The organism is Cronobacter condimenti 1330, from assembly GCF_001277255.1.
In the GTDB taxonomy this organism is placed as follows: Bacteria; Pseudomonadota; Gammaproteobacteria; order Enterobacterales; family Enterobacteriaceae; genus Cronobacter; species Cronobacter condimenti.
On the sequence record NZ_CP012264.1, the window covers coordinates 3,859,154 to 3,876,008 of the forward strand.

Below are 16,855 nucleotides of genomic sequence, written 5' to 3' on the forward strand. Positions count from 1 at the left end.
GGGGAGAGGGAATAATAACAACCCTCCCCAAAGGATTTCGCCTTGCGCAGGAATGCGCGGGCGCGGCCGGTGCCGCGGTGGCGAAAGACAAAGGGGATACTTCTGGAGACTCTGTGATGAATAACGATATTTGTCAGCAGATAGAGAACAGTGCGCACTACAGGGAGTTAATTCATAAACGGCAACGGTTTGCCTTCACGCTGTCGATCATTATGTTGATTATCTATGTCGGCTTTATCCTGCTTATCGCCTTCGCGCCGGGCTGGCTTGGTACGCCGCTCTCGCCTGGCAGTAGCGTAACGCGCGGCATTCCCATCGGTATTGGGGTGATCCTGATTTCGTTTATTCTCACGGGCGTCTATGTCTGGCGCGCCAACACTGAATTTGACCGGCTGACTAACGCGGTGCTGAAAGAGGTACAGCCTTCATGAAACGTCTCCTTTTCCCGCTGTTAATCGCCCTTTCTCCTGCCGCCCTGGCCGATGCGCTCACCGGCGATGTGCAGCGCCAGCCGACCAACTGGCAGGCTATTATTATGTTCCTCATTTTCGTGGCGCTGACGCTTGGCATCACGTACTGGGCATCTAAACGCACCCGTTCGCGCAGCGATTACTACACGGCGGGCGGCAACATTACCGGTTTCCAGAACGGGCTCGCTATCGCAGGCGACTTTATGTCTGCCGCCTCCTTTCTTGGGATCTCCGCGCTCGTCTATACCTCTGGCTACGACGGGCTTATTTACTCGCTGGGCTTCCTGGTAGGGTGGCCAATTATCCTATTTTTAATCGCCGAGCGGTTGCGCAACCTCGGGCGTTACACCTTTGCCGATGTCGCGTCCTACCGTCTTAAACAACGCCCTATTCGCCTGCTTTCCGCCTGCGGCTCGCTGGTGGTGGTCGCGCTCTATCTCATTGCGCAGATGGTGGGTGCCGGCAAGTTGATCCAGTTGCTTTTCGGCCTGAACTACCACATCGCCGTAGTGCTGGTGGGCGTGCTGATGGTGATGTATGTCCTCTTCGGCGGCATGCTGGCGACAACGTGGGTGCAGATAATCAAAGCGGTGCTGCTGCTGTTTGGGGCAAGTTTTATGGCCTTCATGGTGATGAAGCATGTCGGCTTTAGCTTCAATAATCTGTTCTCTGAAGCGATGGCGGTACACCCTAAAGGCAGCGCCATTATGAGCCCAGGCGGGCTGGTGAAAGATCCGGTGTCTGCGCTGTCGCTCGGCCTCGGTCTGATGTTTGGCACGGCTGGCCTGCCGCATATTCTGATGCGCTTCTTTACGGTCAGCGATGCCCGCGAAGCACGTAAGAGCGTCTTTTATGCCACCGGGTTTATGGGTTACTTCTACATCCTGACCTTTATCATCGGTTTTGGCGCCATCATGCTGGTTGGCGCGAACCCGGCGTTTAAAGACGCTGCCGGCGCGTTGATTGGCGGTAACAACATGGCGGCGGTACATCTGGCCGATGCCGTAGGCGGCAATCTGTTCCTCGGCTTTATCTCCGCCGTAGCCTTCGCCACGATCCTCGCCGTGGTCGCGGGCCTGACGCTCGCCGGTGCCTCCGCGGTATCGCATGACTTGTACGCCAACGTGTTCCGTAAAGGCGCGACCGAGCGCGAAGAGCTGCGGGTATCGAAAATCACCGTACTGGTGCTGGGCGTCGTGGCGATTCTGCTGGGCATTTTGTTTGAGAAGCAGAACATCGCGTTCATGGTGGGCCTGGCGTTCTCGATTGCCGCGAGCTGTAACTTCCCCATTATCCTGCTTTCCATGTACTGGTCGAAGCTCACTACCCGTGGCGCGATGATTGGCGGCTGGCTGGGGCTGTTAACTGCCGTGTTGCTGATGCTGCTTGGCCCGACCGTCTGGGTACAGGTACTTGGCCACGCGGCGCCTGTGTTCCCGTATGAGTACCCGGCGTTGTTCTCTATCGCCGTGGCCTTTATCGGGATCTGGCTCTTCTCCGCTACCGACAACAGCCCGGAAGGCAACCTGGAGCGCGAGCAGTTCCGCGCGCAGTTTATTCGCTCGCAGACCGGTCTTGGCATCGAACAGGGCCGCTCACACTAAGCCCTCTCCCCGGCCATTGCGGCCGGGGATCACATTTTTCCCCCTTCGCCATATCCAATCCCACCGATAGCGCTACAGTAGAAAAATGAAACGCCGTTTTTATTTTATCTATGACACACGCCATTTTGGCCAGAGAGGACGCTATGAAGAAATATGCCCTGGTGGGAACCGGCGGGCGCGCCGGGATGTATATCGAGGCTATCGGTAAAACTTTCCGCGACAGCGCGCAGATGGTCGCCTTCTGCGACACCAACCAGACCCGCATGCGTTATGCCAATACCCTGCTGGAAAAGTCAGGTGCGACGGCCGTACCCTGCTTCGCTGCCACGCAGTTTGAAGAGATGATCCGCGAAACACAGCCCGACACGATTATCGTCACCACGATGGACAGAACGCACGACGACTATATCGTGCGTGCGCTGCATGCGGGCTGCGATGTCATCACCGAAAAGCCCATGACGATTGATGAATCACGCGCGCTGCGTATTCTCGATGCGATTGAAGAAACAGGCCGCCAGGTCCGCGTGACCTTTAACTACCGCTACGCGCCGCACCACAGCAAGGTGCGCGAATTGCTGATGAACGGCACCATCGGCGAGGTGTTTTCGGTACATTTCGAATGGCTGCTGAATACCGAACACGGTGCAGACTACTTCCGCCGCTGGCACCGCGAGAAACGCAACAGCGGCGGCCTGCTGGTACATAAATCAACGCACCATTTTGACCTCATGAACTTCTGGCTTGGCAGCTATCCGGAGCGCGTATACGCCGAAGGGGCGCTGCGTTTTTATGGTCGTGAAAACGCCGAAAAGCGCGGTGTCTCGCAGTTCTATCCGCGCGCCCACGGTTACGCGGCATCGAAGGACGATCCTTTCGCGTTGCAGATGGAAGAAAGCGCACAGCTTAAGGCGCTCTATCTGGATGCCGAACATGAGGACAATTACTTTCGCGATCAAAGCGTGTTCAGCGACGGCATTACCATTGAGGATACGCTGTCAGTCCTGGTGAAATACCAGAATCAGACGCAACTCACCTATTCGCTGAACGCCTATCTGCCGCAGGAAGGGCTAAACGTGGTGTTTAACGGCAGTCGCGGGCGGCTTGAGATGAAGCTGGTGGAGAATTCTTACGTCAACGGCGGCGGGCTTCGCGACGCCGAAGGGAGCCTCGATCGCTGCGATATCACGGTTTACCCGATGTTCGCCGCACCGTGGAAAGCGGATTTTACGCTGGGTGAAGGCGGCCACGGCGGCGGTGACAACGCGATGCTTGCCGATCTTTTCGGCGAGCCGGGCGACGATCCGCTGCAACGCGCCGCCGATCACCGCGCGGGCGCGATGTCTATTCTGACGGGGATTGCAGGGAATATGTCGATGCAGCAGCAGCGGCCGGTCAACTTTAAAGAGTTCGAACTGGTACGACGGCTCAAGGGCCAGTAAAAAAACCGCCGGGCTGGCCCGGCGGTTTCGGTTATTTACGCTCCATCAACACCGCTTCAAGCAAGTCCATGTCGTGCAGCATTTTCTGCAGCGTCTCGTTGCTGATTTGCCGCGTGGCGCGCAGATGGTAAAGCTCGGCGCGTTCGGCACGCAGCGCGGTCAGACGGAAACGGCGCTCAAGGTTTTCTTCAAGCTCGCTGTTTTCCACATCGTTGCGCCCGTCGGCGCGGCGGCGCAGATTCCCGATGATGCGTGCGGAAACCTCCCGCAGAAGCTCGTCGTCAATATTCTCTTCGGTATTGGCGGCCAGCCGCTCCTCCATTTTTTGGATCGCCGTGATAGCCACTTCAGCCGTCACCGAGCGCGCCATCCGTTCTTCTTTATGCCCAAGGCCGTGGTCTGGCGTTTCAACCTGTTGCAGCAGAATCGGCAGCAAAATCACCCCGACAAACAGCGAGAAGAGAATGACGCCAGCGGCCAGGAACACCAGCTCGTAGCGCGCCGGGAACGGGGAGCCGTTTGGCAATAGCAGAGGAATCGAGAGCACACCGGCGAGGGTAATTGCCCCGCGCACCCCGGCGAACGCCGCGACCAGCAACTCACGAGTGGAATACGCGCCAAAGGTGAGCGGTTTCTTCTTAAGAAAACGCAGGCTAAAGCGCTTCATGATCCAAAGCCACAAGAAACGCACGCCAATCAACGCCGCGTAGATCAGGACGATATCCATGAACAGCATCCAGGTTTCTACGTTCGGGTCCAGTTCGGCGGCGGCAAGCGACGTTTCCATAATGCCTGGCAACTGCAGGCCGAGCATCAGGAAGACCATGCCGTTAAACACGAATTCCAGCATCGACCAGACGCTGTTGGCGCGAAGTCGCATCGCAAGCGGCGCAGTGCGCATGACGCCAGAGCGGGTAATGGTCATCCCGGCGGCGACAGCGGCCAGAATGCCGGAGAAACCGATATGTTCGGCAATCAGATAAGAGGCGAACGGCAGGAGGAAGAGCAGGACAATCTGCGTGGCGGGTTCATCACCGCCCCAGCGGCTTAACAGGCGCAGCGAACGGCCATACAGCCAGCTTACCGCGATACCGGCGAGCAGACCGCCAATCGCAACTTTTAAAAACTCCAGCGACGCGCCGCCGACGGTAAAGACCATCGTCCCCATCGCGACCGCCACGGCGAACTTCAGCGACACCAGGCCTGAGGCGTCGTTCATCAACGCTTCGCCCTGCAAAATCCCCATGATTTTTTTCGGGATGCGGCCTTCGCCGACAATGCCCGAAAGCGCCACGGCATCGGTCGGCGACAGCACCGCCGCGAGCGCGAATGCCGGGATCAGCGGAATGCCCGGCACCAGCCAGTAGATAAGAAAACCGATACCGACAACGGTGATGACCACCAGCGCCAGGGCGAGGCCGATAATTTCACGCCCATGATCGAGAAATTCGCGGGTCGGGGTTTTCCAGCCGTCGGCAAACAGCAGCGGCGGAATAAAGAGCACCAGGAAGAGTTCCGGGTTGAAGTCAACGTGCAGGCCGAACGTCGGCCAGGCGAGTAGCGCCCCGATGGCTATCTGCATCAGCGGCAGCGGGATCTGGAATGGCAGCATACGGGTCGCAACCCCCGAGAGCGATACCATGAGGGTCATGATGAGTATGGTAAAGAAAATTTCCATGCGGTCTGTGCGGCTCCTTGTTAGCGGTGATGAAAGACTCACCCCTGATAATAGAACATTGCCGCGCCGGAAAAGGAATCAGGTTGTGCCCTGAAGGCAGGAAAAGGCGGGCCGTAGCCCGCCTTGTTAAAGAACGGTTTAGATTGCCCAGCCGCCCGCGTAGAACGCGACCAGCGCAATGGCGATAACGACGGTGCCGATATTGAGCTTGCGGAACTCGCCGGAGACGATGCGGCCAATGACCAGCGATGCGAAACCTATCATGATGCCGGTAACAATGTTGCAGGTCAGGACGATAAATACGGCGGTGATAAGGCCCGCCATTGCGTCAACGAAATCCGCGAAATCGATTTTCGCCACATTGCTGAGCATCAGCAGACCGACATACATCAGTGCCGGTGCCGTCGCGTAGGCCGGAACCAGATAAGAGAGCGGCGAGAGGAACAGGATAAGCAGGAACAGCACGCCGACGGTGATGGCGGTCAGGCCGGTTTTGCCGCCCGCCGCGGTCCCCGCTGCGGATTCGATATAGACCGCGGCCGGTGCTGCCCCCACCAGGCCCGAGAAGACGCTGGAGAGCGAGTCGGTGGTCAGCGCCTTGCCGCCATCGATAATCTGGCCGTCTTTATCCAGCAAATTCGCCTGGCCTGCGACCGCGCGAATAGTGCCGGTGGCGTCAAATACGGCGGTCATCACCAGCGCCAGCACGCTTGGGATCACCACCGGGTCGAGCGCGCCCATAATATCCAGGCTGCCAATCAGCGAATTTCCGTTCTCATCACTCAACGACGGCATGGCGAACAGGCCGGTAAATTTCACCGACGGGTCGAAAATCAGGCCGACGATTGAAATGCCGATGATAGTCAGCAGAATACCGCCCGGCACTTTGAGTTTTTCAAGGCCGATAATCACCGCAAGGCCAATCAGCGACATGATAACCGGGAAGCTCGCAAAATGGCCGAGCGCGACAGGCAGACCATCAAGCGGGTTCTTAATGACCAGCCCTACGCCGTTTGCCGCGATAAGCAGCAGGAACAGCCCGATGCCGATGCCGGTGCCGTGCGCGACGCCCTGCGGCAGGTTACGCAGGATCCAGCTGCGAATACCGGTGGCGGAAATCACGGTGAACAACACCCCCATCAGGAACACGGCGCCTAACGCGACCGGAACGCTGATGTGCTGGCCTAGCACCAGACTAAACGCGGTAAAGGCCGTCAGCGAGATGGCGCAGCCGATAGCAAGCGGCAGATTCGCCCACAGCCCCATCACGACAGAGCCAATACCTGCAACCAGGCAGGTGGCGACAAACACGGCAGCCGGTGGAAAGCCCGCTTTGCCGAGCATGCCCGGCACGACAATAACCGAGTAAACCATCGCCAGAAACGTAGTGAGACCCGCGACAATTTCCTGGCGGACATTGCTGCCGCGTGCGGAAATTTTAAAGAAGGCGTCGAGTGAACCGCCATTACGCGCAGAAGGCGTAGACATAATGAGACATCCCCTGAAAGTGAGTTTTTAAAGCTCGCGCGTGGCAAACAACCCGCTGCGGATCAAACGTTAACTCCCTGCGTTCTGTTTGTGGTTTTGAAGGTGCCACAAAAAGCAAACGTTTAACTCCACGCGCAAAAAACAGCAAAATTTTAAGGCAAACGATTATCCAGCCTTCGGATGGGGATTTTCAACTGAACTTTGCGCCTTTTGCCAAAAAGATATCCTGGCTGATGAATAATTCAGCGCAGGCTGCGCAAACGATATCGTTGATGCGCAAAAATAAGGCCTTCAGTGAAGGCCCGGGAGGATTAGCCGCCAGGAATTTCCAGCGGCCCGCCCTTTTCAATCGCGCGTTGCCAGGCAGGGCGTGCCTGTAGATTATTAAGCCATGCGCGCAGCTGGCGGAACTCGCCAGCATCGCTGCGCGCCAGCAGAGCGATAACCGGAAAGCTCATCTGGATATCCGCCATGCTAAAGCTCTGCCCGGCGAACCACGGATGCAGCGTCAGGTGATCTTCCATAAAGCGCGTATGCGTCGCCAGTTGCTTATTGAGCCAGGCTTTCTGGATGCCCTGCCCCAGCGCCTTGCCGATTGTGCGAAACCCAAGCGGTACCGGTTTTTTACCAAGGCTGCTGAATACCAGTTTCATCATCAGCAATGGCATCAGAGAGCCTTCGGCATAATGCAGCCAGATGCGGTACTGCATTTTCTCTTCGTCGCTTTGCGGCTTCAGGCGCTGCTCGGTGTCATACGTCTCCTGGAGATATTCCAGAATCGCGCCGGACTCGATAATTTTCTGTCCTTTATCTTCCACTACCGGCGATTTGCCGAGCGGATGCACCTTTTTGAGCGCAGGCGGCGCAAGCATGGTGGGCTCGCGCTGATAACGCACCAGTTCGTACGGAAGACCAAGTTCTTCCAGCGCAAAAAGAATGCGCTGCGAGCGGGAATTATTCAGGTGATGGACCGTCAGCATGGCATTTTCCTTTCGTTTTTCATTGCATTAACTATAGAAAATCCATCGCCTGCGCACAGAATTTGTTTACGCGTCGTTTATTCGTCTTCCAGCAAGCGTGCTCCACTGCCCTGCGCGCCAAGCCGGTCTTCGGGGTTACGCAGCGGACAATCGCGGTGCGACAGGCAGCCGCAGCCGATGCAGCCGTCGAGATCGTCGCGCAGCGCGGTGAGCGTTTTGATGCGTCGGTCCAGCTCTTCGCGCCACTGAGTGGAAAGCTGCTTCCACGCCTTCGGGCTTAAGTTATGACCTTCCGGCAATACGCCAATCGCCTCGCCAATGGTCGCCAGCGGAATACCGATGCGTTGGGCGATTTTAATAATTGCCACCTGCCGCAGCACGTCGCGCCGGTAGCGCCGCTGGTTACCGCTGTTACGGGTGCTTTTGATCAACCCTTTGGTTTCATAAAAATGCAGCGCGGAGACCGCAACGCCGCTGCGCTTTGCCACTTCGCCCGGCGTCAGCAGGGATTTGATTCTGGGTGCTTTCTTTTCCATCAGGGGCTTTACCTCAAGTTAACTTGAGGAATTATACTCGCCGACCAGAAGAACGGCTAACCCATAACTGAGGAAGAGGACGGCTTATGTCACATCAGGAAATTATCCACGCATTAACGGAATGGATTGATGAGCATATTGACCAGCCACTGAACATTGACGTGGTGGCAAAGAAGTCGGGCTATTCGAAATGGTATTTACAGCGGATGTTTCGCACCGTGATGCATCAGACGCTCGGTGAGTATATTCGCAAGCGTCGTCTGCTGCTGGCGGCGCAGGAGCTGCGCACGACCCGGCGGCCGATTTTTGATATTGCGATGGATTATGGATATGTGTCGCAGCAGACCTTCTCGCGGATTTTCCGCCGCCAGTTCGACCGCACGCCGAGCGATTATCGTCAGAGCGCCTGACGATTGATGGCGCAGTTCTGCCAGCCCGGCGTGGCCCGGGCGTCATCCTGTTGCAGCCAGGCAACAAATTCCTGGCGCGGCAGCGCTTTTGAGAAATGCCAGCCCTGACAATATTGCACGCCGCGTTTGAGCAGCCAGCTTACCTGTTCGGCGGTTTCCACACCTTCGGCGATGATTTTCAGCCGCAAGCTTTGGGCCATATCGATAATATGCTCCGCAATCAAATGACTGGTACTGTTAGTCGTGAGCGTATCAATAAACGATTTATCGATTTTCAGAATATCGACGTTCAGCGAATAGAGATTGTGAAGATTGGAATATCCCGTGCCGAAGTCATCAATGGCAATCTCAAAGCCCGACTGACGAAACGCCTGAATAACCGGCGTGGTGCGCGGCACGTCAATAAACCCCCGTTCCGTCACTTCAATCTTGATTTGCTGTGCCCGCACGCCGTGCTGACTATTTTTGCTTTCAATTAATGCAATCAGGCGCGAAGAATGGAAATCCGAGGCAGACAGGTTGATAGAGATATAAATTTGCGGATGGGTCGCCAGGAAATGCCCCAGGTCGTTAAATAACTCTTCTACCACATAATCAGTCACCTGCGCGATCATCCCTGCCTTTTCCGCGAGCGGAATAAACTCCGCCGGACTCATGACCTGACCGTTATACCCCGGCCAGCGCAATAACGCCTCGGCCCCCACACACATACCGTGTTTAATATCCATAATGGGCTGGTAGTGCAGGCGCAGCAGGCGCTTTTGCAGCGCGCGTTGAAGCTGACGGCATGGCGAGTTAAAGCGGTTACGGGTGCGGGTGCCGATAAAGACGAGAAAGCCGCCCATGATCAATCCAAGCGGCAACAGGTAAGACATCTGGCGCCGCCAGGCCTGCCAGAACCAGGTATCAGATGTCGAGACGACAATCGCGATCGGACGCTTGCCGGACTGCACAATCGACCAGAAGCGGCCATCCTTTTGAAAGTCGTTTCGCTGGGAACGCGTTAACGGCGCAAGCGTAGTGGCGTCAGCTTTTTCACTTAAAGAAAAAAACGCTTTCGTGGCGGTGTCATAGACGCCATACATCAGTGAAAGATCGCTTGATAATATTTCGCTAAAGGACAGCGGGTTAACCACCGCAACGTAATTACCTTTGCGTAAATAAATCATTTTATGGCCGGAATAAAACGGTGTATCGCGGTAATAATATATTGCGACATCCGGCGCGCGCGTATAGTTAGCCGGAGAGAGAATAAAAGGCTGGTCAAACAGGGGGGAGCATAATAATTCATCACCCTGCGTGTAAATTAAATCTTCGACATAAATTTGGCCGCGAGAAATATCCAGCATATTGCGTTGATGAGCTGGCGAGCATATTTCGCCCTGATATCTTTCGGCTTCGTTACGGGCTTTATCGACATGGCTTAACACCAGCTCGGTACGATTGAGTACCAGCTGTGCAAAGGTATCCAGATGCGCACGCGTCTCTTTGACAGCCCGCTGATGGGCAAGCCAAAGCGCAAGCATCACAGGCAGTAAGACCACCATGATTATGCCTGAGATTCGCAACGCCTGACGTCGTGCCCTGAAATTCATTATTGCCTCATATCCCTGCTTTCTGTGTCACATTTATCGCCTGATGAGACACATCGCAAACAGGTGTTAACGTTGCATCAATCAGCAGGCATTGGCAATAGCCTTTTCCAGTTATCAGGTCAATATTTCACGCGAAAGATAAAATTTGCCGTAGGGAAAATAGACAACGGCTATTTAATTTTTCTTAAGTGAAATATTTGTGTTGATGCCGGTGTTAAAAATTCATCAACCGCTTCAGAAAACGATTTAAGTTAAATTAATCATCGCTGGCGAAAAAATGCGCTCAGCTATTTTTGGTGTCACAATAAAAATGTTTGCGGCCGTAAAAAATGATACCCGTTTTCCCACCGTTTCATTCCACGCTACGCCGTTGTCTCTCCAGAGTGCCTTACCTGAGTCTGCATTTTTTTTCAGCGAAACGGCTCTGGCAGACTGGCGAATAAAAGAACAAATGTGATACAGTTCACACTTAGTGTGCAAGGTTACATTCTTGCCGTCACGTTAAATTTTAATGCCGCGCTCAGGCCTTCCACTTTCCGGCCACTCGCGCGGCGGGTCGTTTTGAGGACAGGTTTCATGGCTACGCTTACCGCCAGCATGGTACTGATGCGCTGGCAACTTCTGGGTGCGGTTTTGATGTTTCTTGCCAGCACGCTCAACATTCAGTTTCGCAAATCGGAATACCAGGCGCTGGCGGTGATCAGCAGCGGGCTGGGTATTGCCGCCTCCTGCGTGTTCGCCACCGGGCTACTTGGTGTCAGCATCGACTTTCATGGCATCTGGCACAACATGAAAGATGTCATGGTGGAAGTCATGAGCCACACGCCGCCGGAATGGCCGATGGTAGTGACCTGATTCACTCTGCTGCTCTCATTTAAGCCCCTGTCTCAGGGGCTTTTTTGTTTCTATCGCGCCACCTACATACAGCCTGCGCAACTGGTGCAGCGCCAGTCTGCTTTATTTACGGCACGCCAGAAGGCGCGGTAATAGCGCTCTTCAAGCGGAATGTCATTATCGAAAAACCAGTCGGTCAGCCACTCGACGTTCTCAACAATCCACTCATCTTCTTTCAGCCCGTCGGCAAACGTCTCATCTTCGGGGTCGATAATCGAATAGATGCCCCAGGTGTTCATCGCCTTTTCCTGCCAGCTCTGCGGCAGCGTCACGGGGCGTCCTTCAAATGTAATAATCCAGTGGCCGTGGCAGAGCAGATTGCCATTACGGCTCCAGGCGGCGGTAAACGGGTTATTTTCCTGTGTCATCGCTTGCGTTCCCTGTGTGAAATTCACCTGCGGGCGGCAACTGGCGCGCACGTCAATAAACGCCGTCGCACAGGAAGGAGTCGCAAAGCATGGCACTTCGTCACCCATGGGAAAATGCTAACTAAGGAGTACCCAGGGGTTATTTTTTATACATTCTTATCAATAAATCAGGGAGTTACTCGGCAGTGACGACCCGGTTTCGCCCCTGCTTCTTGCCGGCATATAACATCTTATCGGCGCGATTAAGCGCCTTTTCAAACGCCTCACCTTTGCCCAGCGTGCTGAGCGCAAGCGTCGCGGTCACTTCACGTGGGTGTTTATCCGTCTGCCCAACCCACTCCTGAATACGCGCCAGCAGTCGCTCCGCCACGCGGCGCGCATCCGGCAACGATGTCTGCGGCATCAATATCAGAAATTCCTCACCGCCCCAGCGTGCGACGATGTCGCTGTCGCGTACGTTATCGGTAATTGCTCGCGCAAAGCGCTGCAAAATCATGTCCCCGTGGCTGTGCCCGCAACTGTCATTAATCGCTTTAAAATGATCGATATCCAGCAGCAGCAGCGATACCTCATGGCTGTCCGACTGCTTTTCGAGTAGCGCGACCTGATGCATAAAATGGCGTCGGGTATACAGGTTCGTCAGGCTGTCCCGGCTGGCCGTGTTAAACAAATCGAGCTTCATTGTGTGCGTGAATTCAACCGAACGCAGTGTGGTGTACATCAACAGGCTAATGGCCATAACGGCGTTGCCGATACCGATGCCATTAAGCACAGTCTGACTTAAACCAGACGCCGTTCCCGTATGCTGCCGAAAGGCGTATCCCAGCGTGCCCAGCACCGCAATGGCCATCAGAAACAACGCGCGCCTCACCGGCACTTGCTGGAAGCTGAACGACACAATCGGGATCAGCGAAAACACAAACAGATAAAAATTACTTTCCCATCCCAGCACGACCGTCGTGGCAATGGCATGCGCCAGAATCTCCAGGCTCATTAACGTCCCGACATAGAGATACCGGTAGTGCTCTATTTCAGTCAGGCACTGGATGTATACCATGACGCTGAAAATATTCAGGATCGCCAGCGTCGGGATGCCCGTATAAAGAAACAAAAAAATCAGCCCGACGTGAATCAGCAACGCCAGCCAGACGATCGGGATGATATGTTGCCAGTATTGGTCTGTCGCCTGGCTAAGGAGTTGGTCGCGATCTCTTTCTGACATGGAGCTAACCTGAAGTCGGGGCATCCCTGCCGAGAACGTATAGAGCGTCTGAATACTTCATGAAAGCTATATCGGCAGTCGGCGGCCGAGATTTAGCGATTCACCGCGCAAAAGCGCTATGCCGTTCATTTGTCGCTTGTTTAATTCATCAAAAAAGTGTCATGAAATGATAACGTCTGAGAATTAATCAGCCTCGCTAACAATTTTTATGACTTGCCGCCGCAACGTAGCGCTGCCCCTGAGCGGGGCGTCAGAAAAATAACCACAGAAGACCGACAAGCGTCTCTTCATCAATCTGGATAAGCAGATAAAGAAAAAGCCCTGCAGGAGCAGGGCTTTTTTGATGGTTCGATAAGGGCACATATCCCCGATGTTGCTAAACAGCCTACATCAGACGGAGCGCCGCGTTATCAGAACGGGATATCGTCGTCGAAATCCATCGGCGGTTCGTTAGACGGTGCCGGCGCCTGCTGCTGCGGACGGGATTGTGCGCCGCCGCTGAACTGCGCGCCGCCACTCTGCTGCTGAGGTTGCTGAGGCTGACCCCAACCGCCCTGCTGCTGACCGCCGCCCATGTTGCCACCGGCCGGTGCGCCGCCGCCCTGACGGCCACCCAGCATCTGCATGGTACCGCCGACATTAACGACAACTTCGGTCGAATAGCGATCCTGACCGCTCTGATCCTGCCATTTACGGGTACGCAACTGACCTTCGATGTAGATCTGCGAACCTTTACGCAGATATTCACCCGCGACTTCCGCCAGCTTGCCGTACAGCACAACGCTGTGCCATTCGGTCACTTCTTTCATCTCGCCGGTCTGCTTGTCGCGCCAGGATTCGGACGTCGCCAGGCGCAGGTTCGCAACGGCCCCGCCATTCGGCATGTAGCGTACTTCCGGGTCCTGCCCCAGATTACCGACGAGAATCACCTTGTTTACGCCTCTGCTGGCCATGATCGTGTCTCCTGAAAACATTTCTTAATAGTGTAAACATTCCATTCTACCACGTCAGCCTTCAATGTTGATAGCTGCGAGACGGCTTCAGGAAATGTTCACACAGTATACACAGTTGCAAATAAATACTGGATATCCATTCAGGTTAAATTGTGTCATAATTAACCGTTTCTGGCCACCGGTTGTCCTTCAAACACCCAGGCATTAGCGTTCAAATCCAGGAAAGGTGAATGGATAAGATAGAAGTTCGGGGCGCCCGCACCCACAATCTCAAAAATATCAACCTCGTCATTCCGCGCGACAAACTTATCGTCGTGACCGGGCTGTCGGGTTCCGGCAAGTCTTCGCTGGCTTTCGACACCCTCTATGCCGAAGGCCAGCGCCGTTATGTCGAGTCGCTTTCCGCTTACGCGCGCCAGTTCCTGTCGCTGATGGAAAAGCCTGACGTCGACCATATCGAAGGGTTGTCGCCTGCTATCTCCATTGAGCAGAAGTCGACCTCCCATAACCCCCGTTCTACCGTGGGGACGATTACTGAAATTCACGATTATCTGCGTCTGCTTTACGCCCGCGTCGGCGAGCCGCGCTGCCCGGATCACGATGTGACGCTCGCCGCGCAAACCGTAAGCCAGATGGTGGATAACGTGTTGGCGCTACCAGAAGGCAAGCGTCTGATGCTGCTGGCACCGGTGATTAAAGAGCGTAAAGGCGAGCACACTAAAACGCTGGAAAACCTGGCAAGCCAGGGTTACATCCGCGCGCGCATTGATGGCGAAGTGTGTGATTTATCCGATCCGCCAAAGCTGGAACTGCAGAAAAAACACACTATTGAAGTGGTGGTGGACCGCTTTAAAGTCCGCGAGGATTTAGCGCAGCGCCTGGCAGAATCCTTTGAAACTGCCCTGGAGCTCTCCGGCGGCACCGCCGTTGTGGCGGATATGGATGATGAGAAAGCCGAAGAGCTGCTGTTTTCCGCCAACTTCGCCTGCCCGGTGTGCGGCTACAGTATGCGTGAGCTTGAGCCGCGCCTGTTCTCGTTCAACAACCCGGCCGGCGCCTGCCCTACCTGTGACGGTCTCGGCGTGCAGCAATATTTTGACCCGGATCGCGTAGTTCAAAATACGGAGCTTTCGCTGGCTGGCGGTGCCATCCGCGGCTGGGACCGCCGTAACTTCTATTACTTTCAGATGCTACGCTCGCTGGCCGACCACTATAAGTTCGATGTAGAAGCGCCCTGGAATACGCTTAGCGAGAAAGTGCAACACGCCGTGCTGTTTGGTTCCGGTAAAGAAACCATCGAATTCAAATACATGAACGATCGCGGTGATACCTCCGTGCGTCGTCATCCGTTTGAAGGCGTGCTGCATAATATGGAACGTCGTTACAAAGAGACCGAATCCAACGCAGTACGCGAAGAACTGGCGAAATTTATCAGCAACCGTCCTTGCGCGACATGCGAAGGCACGCGTCTGAAACGTGAAGCGCGCCATGTGTTTGTGGAAAACACGGCGTTGCCAACGATTTCCGATATGAGCATCGGTCATGCGATGGAGTTCTTCAATAACATGAAGCTCTCCGGCCAGCGGGCCAAAATCGCTGAAAAAGTATTGAAAGAGATTGGCGATCGCCTGAAATTCCTGGTGAACGTCGGCCTGAATTATTTGACGCTCTCGCGCTCGGCGGAAACGCTGTCCGGCGGCGAAGCGCAACGTATCCGTCTGGCAAGCCAGATTGGCGCGGGCCTGGTCGGCGTGATGTATGTGCTGGATGAGCCGTCCATCGGTCTGCACCAGCGCGATAACGAACGCCTGCTTGGCACGCTTATTCACCTGCGAAATCTGGGTAACACCGTGATTGTGGTGGAGCACGACGAAGACGCCATCCGCGCCGCCGACCACGTGATAGACATTGGCCCAGGCGCTGGCGTACACGGCGGTCAGGTCGTGGCGGAAGGCCCACTTGACGCCATTATGGCAGTCCCGGAGTCGCTGACGGGGCAGTTCATGAGCGGTAAACGCAAAATTGAAGTGCCGAAAGAGCGTGTGAAAGCGGACCCGGAAAAAGTGCTGAAGCTGACCGGGGCGCGCGGCAACAACCTGAAAGACGTGACGCTAACGTTGCCAGTGGGCCTGTTTACCTGCGTTACCGGGGTATCCGGCTCAGGTAAATCAACGCTGATTAACGATACGCTCTTTCCGATCGCCCAACGTCAGCTTAACGGCGCAACCATCGCCGAAGCGGCACCTTACCGTGACGTTCAGGGTATGGAGCATTTCGATAAAGTTATCGATATTGACCAGAGCCCCATTGGCCGTACACCGCGCTCGAACCCGGCAACGTATACCGGCGTATTTACGCCCGTGCGTGAGCTGTTTGCCGGCGTGCCAGAAGCGCGCTCGCGCGGCTATACGCCAGGCCGCTTTAGTTTTAACGTGCGTGGCGGGCGTTGCGAAGCGTGCCAGGGCGACGGCGTGATTAAGGTTGAAATGCACTTTCTGCCGGATATTTACGTGCCGTGCGATCAGTGCAAAGGCAAACGCTACAACCGCGAAACGCTGGAGATTAAGTACAAAGGCAAAACGATCCACGAAGTACTGGATATGACCATCGAAGAAGCGCGTGAGTTCTTCGATGCGGTGCCGGCGCTGGCGCGTAAACTGCAAACGCTGATGGATGTTGGTCTGACTTACATTCGTCTCGGTCAGTCCGCAACGACGCTCTCTGGCGGTGAGGCCCAGCGTGTGAAACTTGCACGTGAGCTTTCAAAACGCGGAACGGGGCAGACGCTTTATATTCTCGATGAGCCGACTACTGGCCTGCACTTCGCGGATATCCAGCAATTGCTGGCGGTATTGCATCAGTTAAGAGATCAGGGCAACACGATTGTGGTTATCGAGCATAACCTTGATGTTATCAAAACCGCCGACTGGATTGTCGATCTCGGCCCGGAAGGCGGTAGCGGCGGCGGCGAGATCCTCGTTTCCGGTACGCCGGAAACGGTAGCGGAGTGTGAAGCGTCACATACCGCTCGTTTCCTCAAACCACTTTTGCAGTAACGCTCTGCGCGTCGGGCCATATCAGGCCCGACGCATCTTCTCCTCTCAATTTTCCTCAATGGGGTTTCTTGCGTCCTGCGTGAGCAAAGATGATTTGCGCGCGTGCCTGACTGATGCTGAATTTTGCAAAAGACAGACTGCAGATGCACGGAGACACGATGC

At 55.2% G+C, this 16,855-nt stretch carries 14 protein-coding genes; 6 read left to right on the forward strand and 8 right to left on the reverse strand.

Annotated elements, in window-relative coordinates; translation table 11 throughout:
* Nucleotides 1-116 precede the first annotated feature (116 nt).
* The 3 genes from AFK62_RS17700 (at nt 117) to AFK62_RS17710 (ending at nt 3,513) form a co-directional block, all read left to right on the forward strand.
* Nucleotides 117-431, forward strand: coding sequence for a DUF485 domain-containing protein (locus AFK62_RS17700; RefSeq protein WP_007675630.1), 315 nt, complete (start codon nt 117-119; stop codon nt 429-431).
* Complete coding sequence (gene actP, locus AFK62_RS17705) at nt 428-2,074, forward strand: cation/acetate symporter ActP (protein WP_007675626.1); 1,647 nt, start codon at nt 428-430, stop codon at nt 2,072-2,074. Before AFK62_RS17700 ends, actP begins: the two co-directional genes overlap by 4 nt.
* Nucleotides 2,075-2,217: 143 nt before the next feature.
* Nucleotides 2,218-3,513, forward strand: a complete 1,296-nt coding sequence (locus tag AFK62_RS17710; RefSeq protein WP_007675625.1) for a Gfo/Idh/MocA family protein — start codon at nt 2,218-2,220, stop codon at nt 3,511-3,513.
* 31 nt (nt 3,514-3,544) lie between these two features.
* Here the strand turns inward: AFK62_RS17710 and AFK62_RS17715 are convergent, their stop codons facing one another.
* From AFK62_RS17715 to soxR, 4 genes are all read right to left on the reverse strand, one after another.
* Complete coding sequence (locus AFK62_RS17715; RefSeq protein ID WP_053532059.1) at nt 3,545-5,191, reverse strand: Na+/H+ antiporter; 1,647 nt, start codon at nt 5,189-5,191, stop codon at nt 3,545-3,547.
* A 138-nt stretch (nt 5,192-5,329) separates the two neighbouring features.
* A complete protein-coding gene (gene ghxP, locus AFK62_RS17720) occupies nt 5,330-6,679 on the reverse strand; it encodes a guanine/hypoxanthine transporter GhxP (protein WP_007675621.1) in 1,350 nt (449 codons plus the stop codon).
* 311 nt (nt 6,680-6,990) lie between these two features.
* A complete protein-coding gene (locus AFK62_RS17725) occupies nt 6,991-7,659 on the reverse strand; it encodes a glutathione S-transferase family protein (protein WP_053532060.1) in 669 nt (222 codons plus the stop codon).
* A 77-nt stretch (nt 7,660-7,736) separates the two neighbouring features.
* A complete protein-coding gene (gene soxR, locus AFK62_RS17730; RefSeq protein WP_007675616.1) occupies nt 7,737-8,195 on the reverse strand; it encodes a redox-sensitive transcriptional activator SoxR in 459 nt (152 codons plus the stop codon).
* Nucleotides 8,196-8,281: 86 nt separating this feature from the next.
* On the opposite strand from soxR, the gene soxS reads away from it, so the two are divergent.
* A complete protein-coding gene (gene soxS / locus AFK62_RS17735) occupies nt 8,282-8,605 on the forward strand; it encodes a superoxide response transcriptional regulator SoxS (RefSeq protein WP_007675612.1) in 324 nt (107 codons plus the stop codon).
* On the opposite strand, the gene AFK62_RS17740 is transcribed toward soxS, so the two are convergent.
* Nucleotides 8,593-10,200 carry an EAL domain-containing protein gene (locus AFK62_RS17740; RefSeq protein ID WP_144420972.1) on the reverse strand — a complete coding sequence of 536 codons (1,608 nt, stop codon included), beginning with the start codon at nt 10,198-10,200 and terminating at the stop codon, nt 8,593-8,595. The two genes, soxS and AFK62_RS17740, sit on opposite strands and share 13 nt — an antisense overlap.
* A gap of 576 nt (nt 10,201-10,776) precedes the next feature.
* Here AFK62_RS17740 and AFK62_RS17745 point away from each other — a divergent pair.
* Entirely contained in the window at nt 10,777-11,055 is a 279-nt protein-coding gene (locus AFK62_RS17745; RefSeq protein WP_007675600.1) for a YjcB family protein, read from the forward strand.
* A gap of 62 nt (nt 11,056-11,117) precedes the next feature.
* On the opposite strand, the gene AFK62_RS17750 is transcribed toward AFK62_RS17745, so the two are convergent.
* The 3 genes from AFK62_RS17750 to ssb1 form a co-directional block, all read right to left on the reverse strand.
* The gene (locus tag AFK62_RS17750; RefSeq protein ID WP_032984558.1) at nt 11,118-11,462 is read right to left on the reverse strand and encodes a hypothetical protein; all 345 of its coding nucleotides are present in this window, start codon (nt 11,460-11,462) and stop codon (nt 11,118-11,120) included.
* Nucleotides 11,463-11,637: 175 nt separating this feature from the next.
* On the reverse strand, nt 11,638-12,684 hold the full coding sequence (locus AFK62_RS17755) for a GGDEF domain-containing protein (RefSeq protein WP_007675596.1): 1,047 nt from the start codon (nt 12,682-12,684) through the stop codon (nt 11,638-11,640).
* Between the two features lie 410 nt (nt 12,685-13,094).
* On the reverse strand, nt 13,095-13,637 hold the full coding sequence (gene ssb1, locus AFK62_RS17760; protein WP_007675594.1) for a single-stranded DNA-binding protein SSB1: 543 nt from the start codon (nt 13,635-13,637) through the stop codon (nt 13,095-13,097).
* Nucleotides 13,638-13,867: 230 nt separating this feature from the next.
* On the opposite strand from ssb1, the gene uvrA reads away from it, so the two are divergent.
* Nucleotides 13,868-16,693, forward strand: a complete 2,826-nt coding sequence (gene uvrA / locus AFK62_RS17765) for an excinuclease ABC subunit UvrA (protein ID WP_053532062.1) — start codon at nt 13,868-13,870, stop codon at nt 16,691-16,693.
* The last annotated feature ends 162 nt before the right edge of the window (nt 16,694-16,855 follow it).

Coding starts and splice junctions, on each gene's coding strand:
- actP (WP_007675626.1), top strand. CDS start 428: ATGAAACGTCTCCTTTTCCCGCTGTTAATCGCCCTTTCTCCTGCCGCC.
- ssb1 (WP_007675594.1), bottom strand. CDS start 13,637: ATGGCCAGCAGAGGCGTAAACAAGGTGATTCTCGTCGGTAATCTGGGG.
- uvrA (WP_053532062.1), top strand. CDS start 13,868: ATGGATAAGATAGAAGTTCGGGGCGCCCGCACCCACAATCTCAAAAAT.
- AFK62_RS17715 (WP_053532059.1), bottom strand. CDS start 5,191: ATGGAAATTTTCTTTACCATACTCATCATGACCCTCATGGTATCGCTC.
- AFK62_RS17755 (WP_007675596.1), bottom strand. CDS start 12,684: ATGTCAGAAAGAGATCGCGACCAACTCCTTAGCCAGGCGACAGACCAA.
- AFK62_RS17700 (WP_007675630.1), top strand. CDS start 117: ATGAATAACGATATTTGTCAGCAGATAGAGAACAGTGCGCACTACAGG.
- soxR (WP_007675616.1), bottom strand. CDS start 8,195: ATGGAAAAGAAAGCACCCAGAATCAAATCCCTGCTGACGCCGGGCGAA.
- AFK62_RS17710 (WP_007675625.1), top strand. CDS start 2,218: ATGAAGAAATATGCCCTGGTGGGAACCGGCGGGCGCGCCGGGATGTAT.
- AFK62_RS17740 (WP_144420972.1), bottom strand. CDS start 10,200: ATGAATTTCAGGGCACGACGTCAGGCGTTGCGAATCTCAGGCATAATC.
- AFK62_RS17750 (WP_032984558.1), bottom strand. CDS start 11,462: ATGACACAGGAAAATAACCCGTTTACCGCCGCCTGGAGCCGTAATGGC.
- AFK62_RS17725 (WP_053532060.1), bottom strand. CDS start 7,659: ATGCTGACGGTCCATCACCTGAATAATTCCCGCTCGCAGCGCATTCTT.
- soxS (WP_007675612.1), top strand. CDS start 8,282: ATGTCACATCAGGAAATTATCCACGCATTAACGGAATGGATTGATGAG.
- ghxP (WP_007675621.1), bottom strand. CDS start 6,679: ATGTCTACGCCTTCTGCGCGTAATGGCGGTTCACTCGACGCCTTCTTT.
- AFK62_RS17745 (WP_007675600.1), top strand. CDS start 10,777: ATGGCTACGCTTACCGCCAGCATGGTACTGATGCGCTGGCAACTTCTG.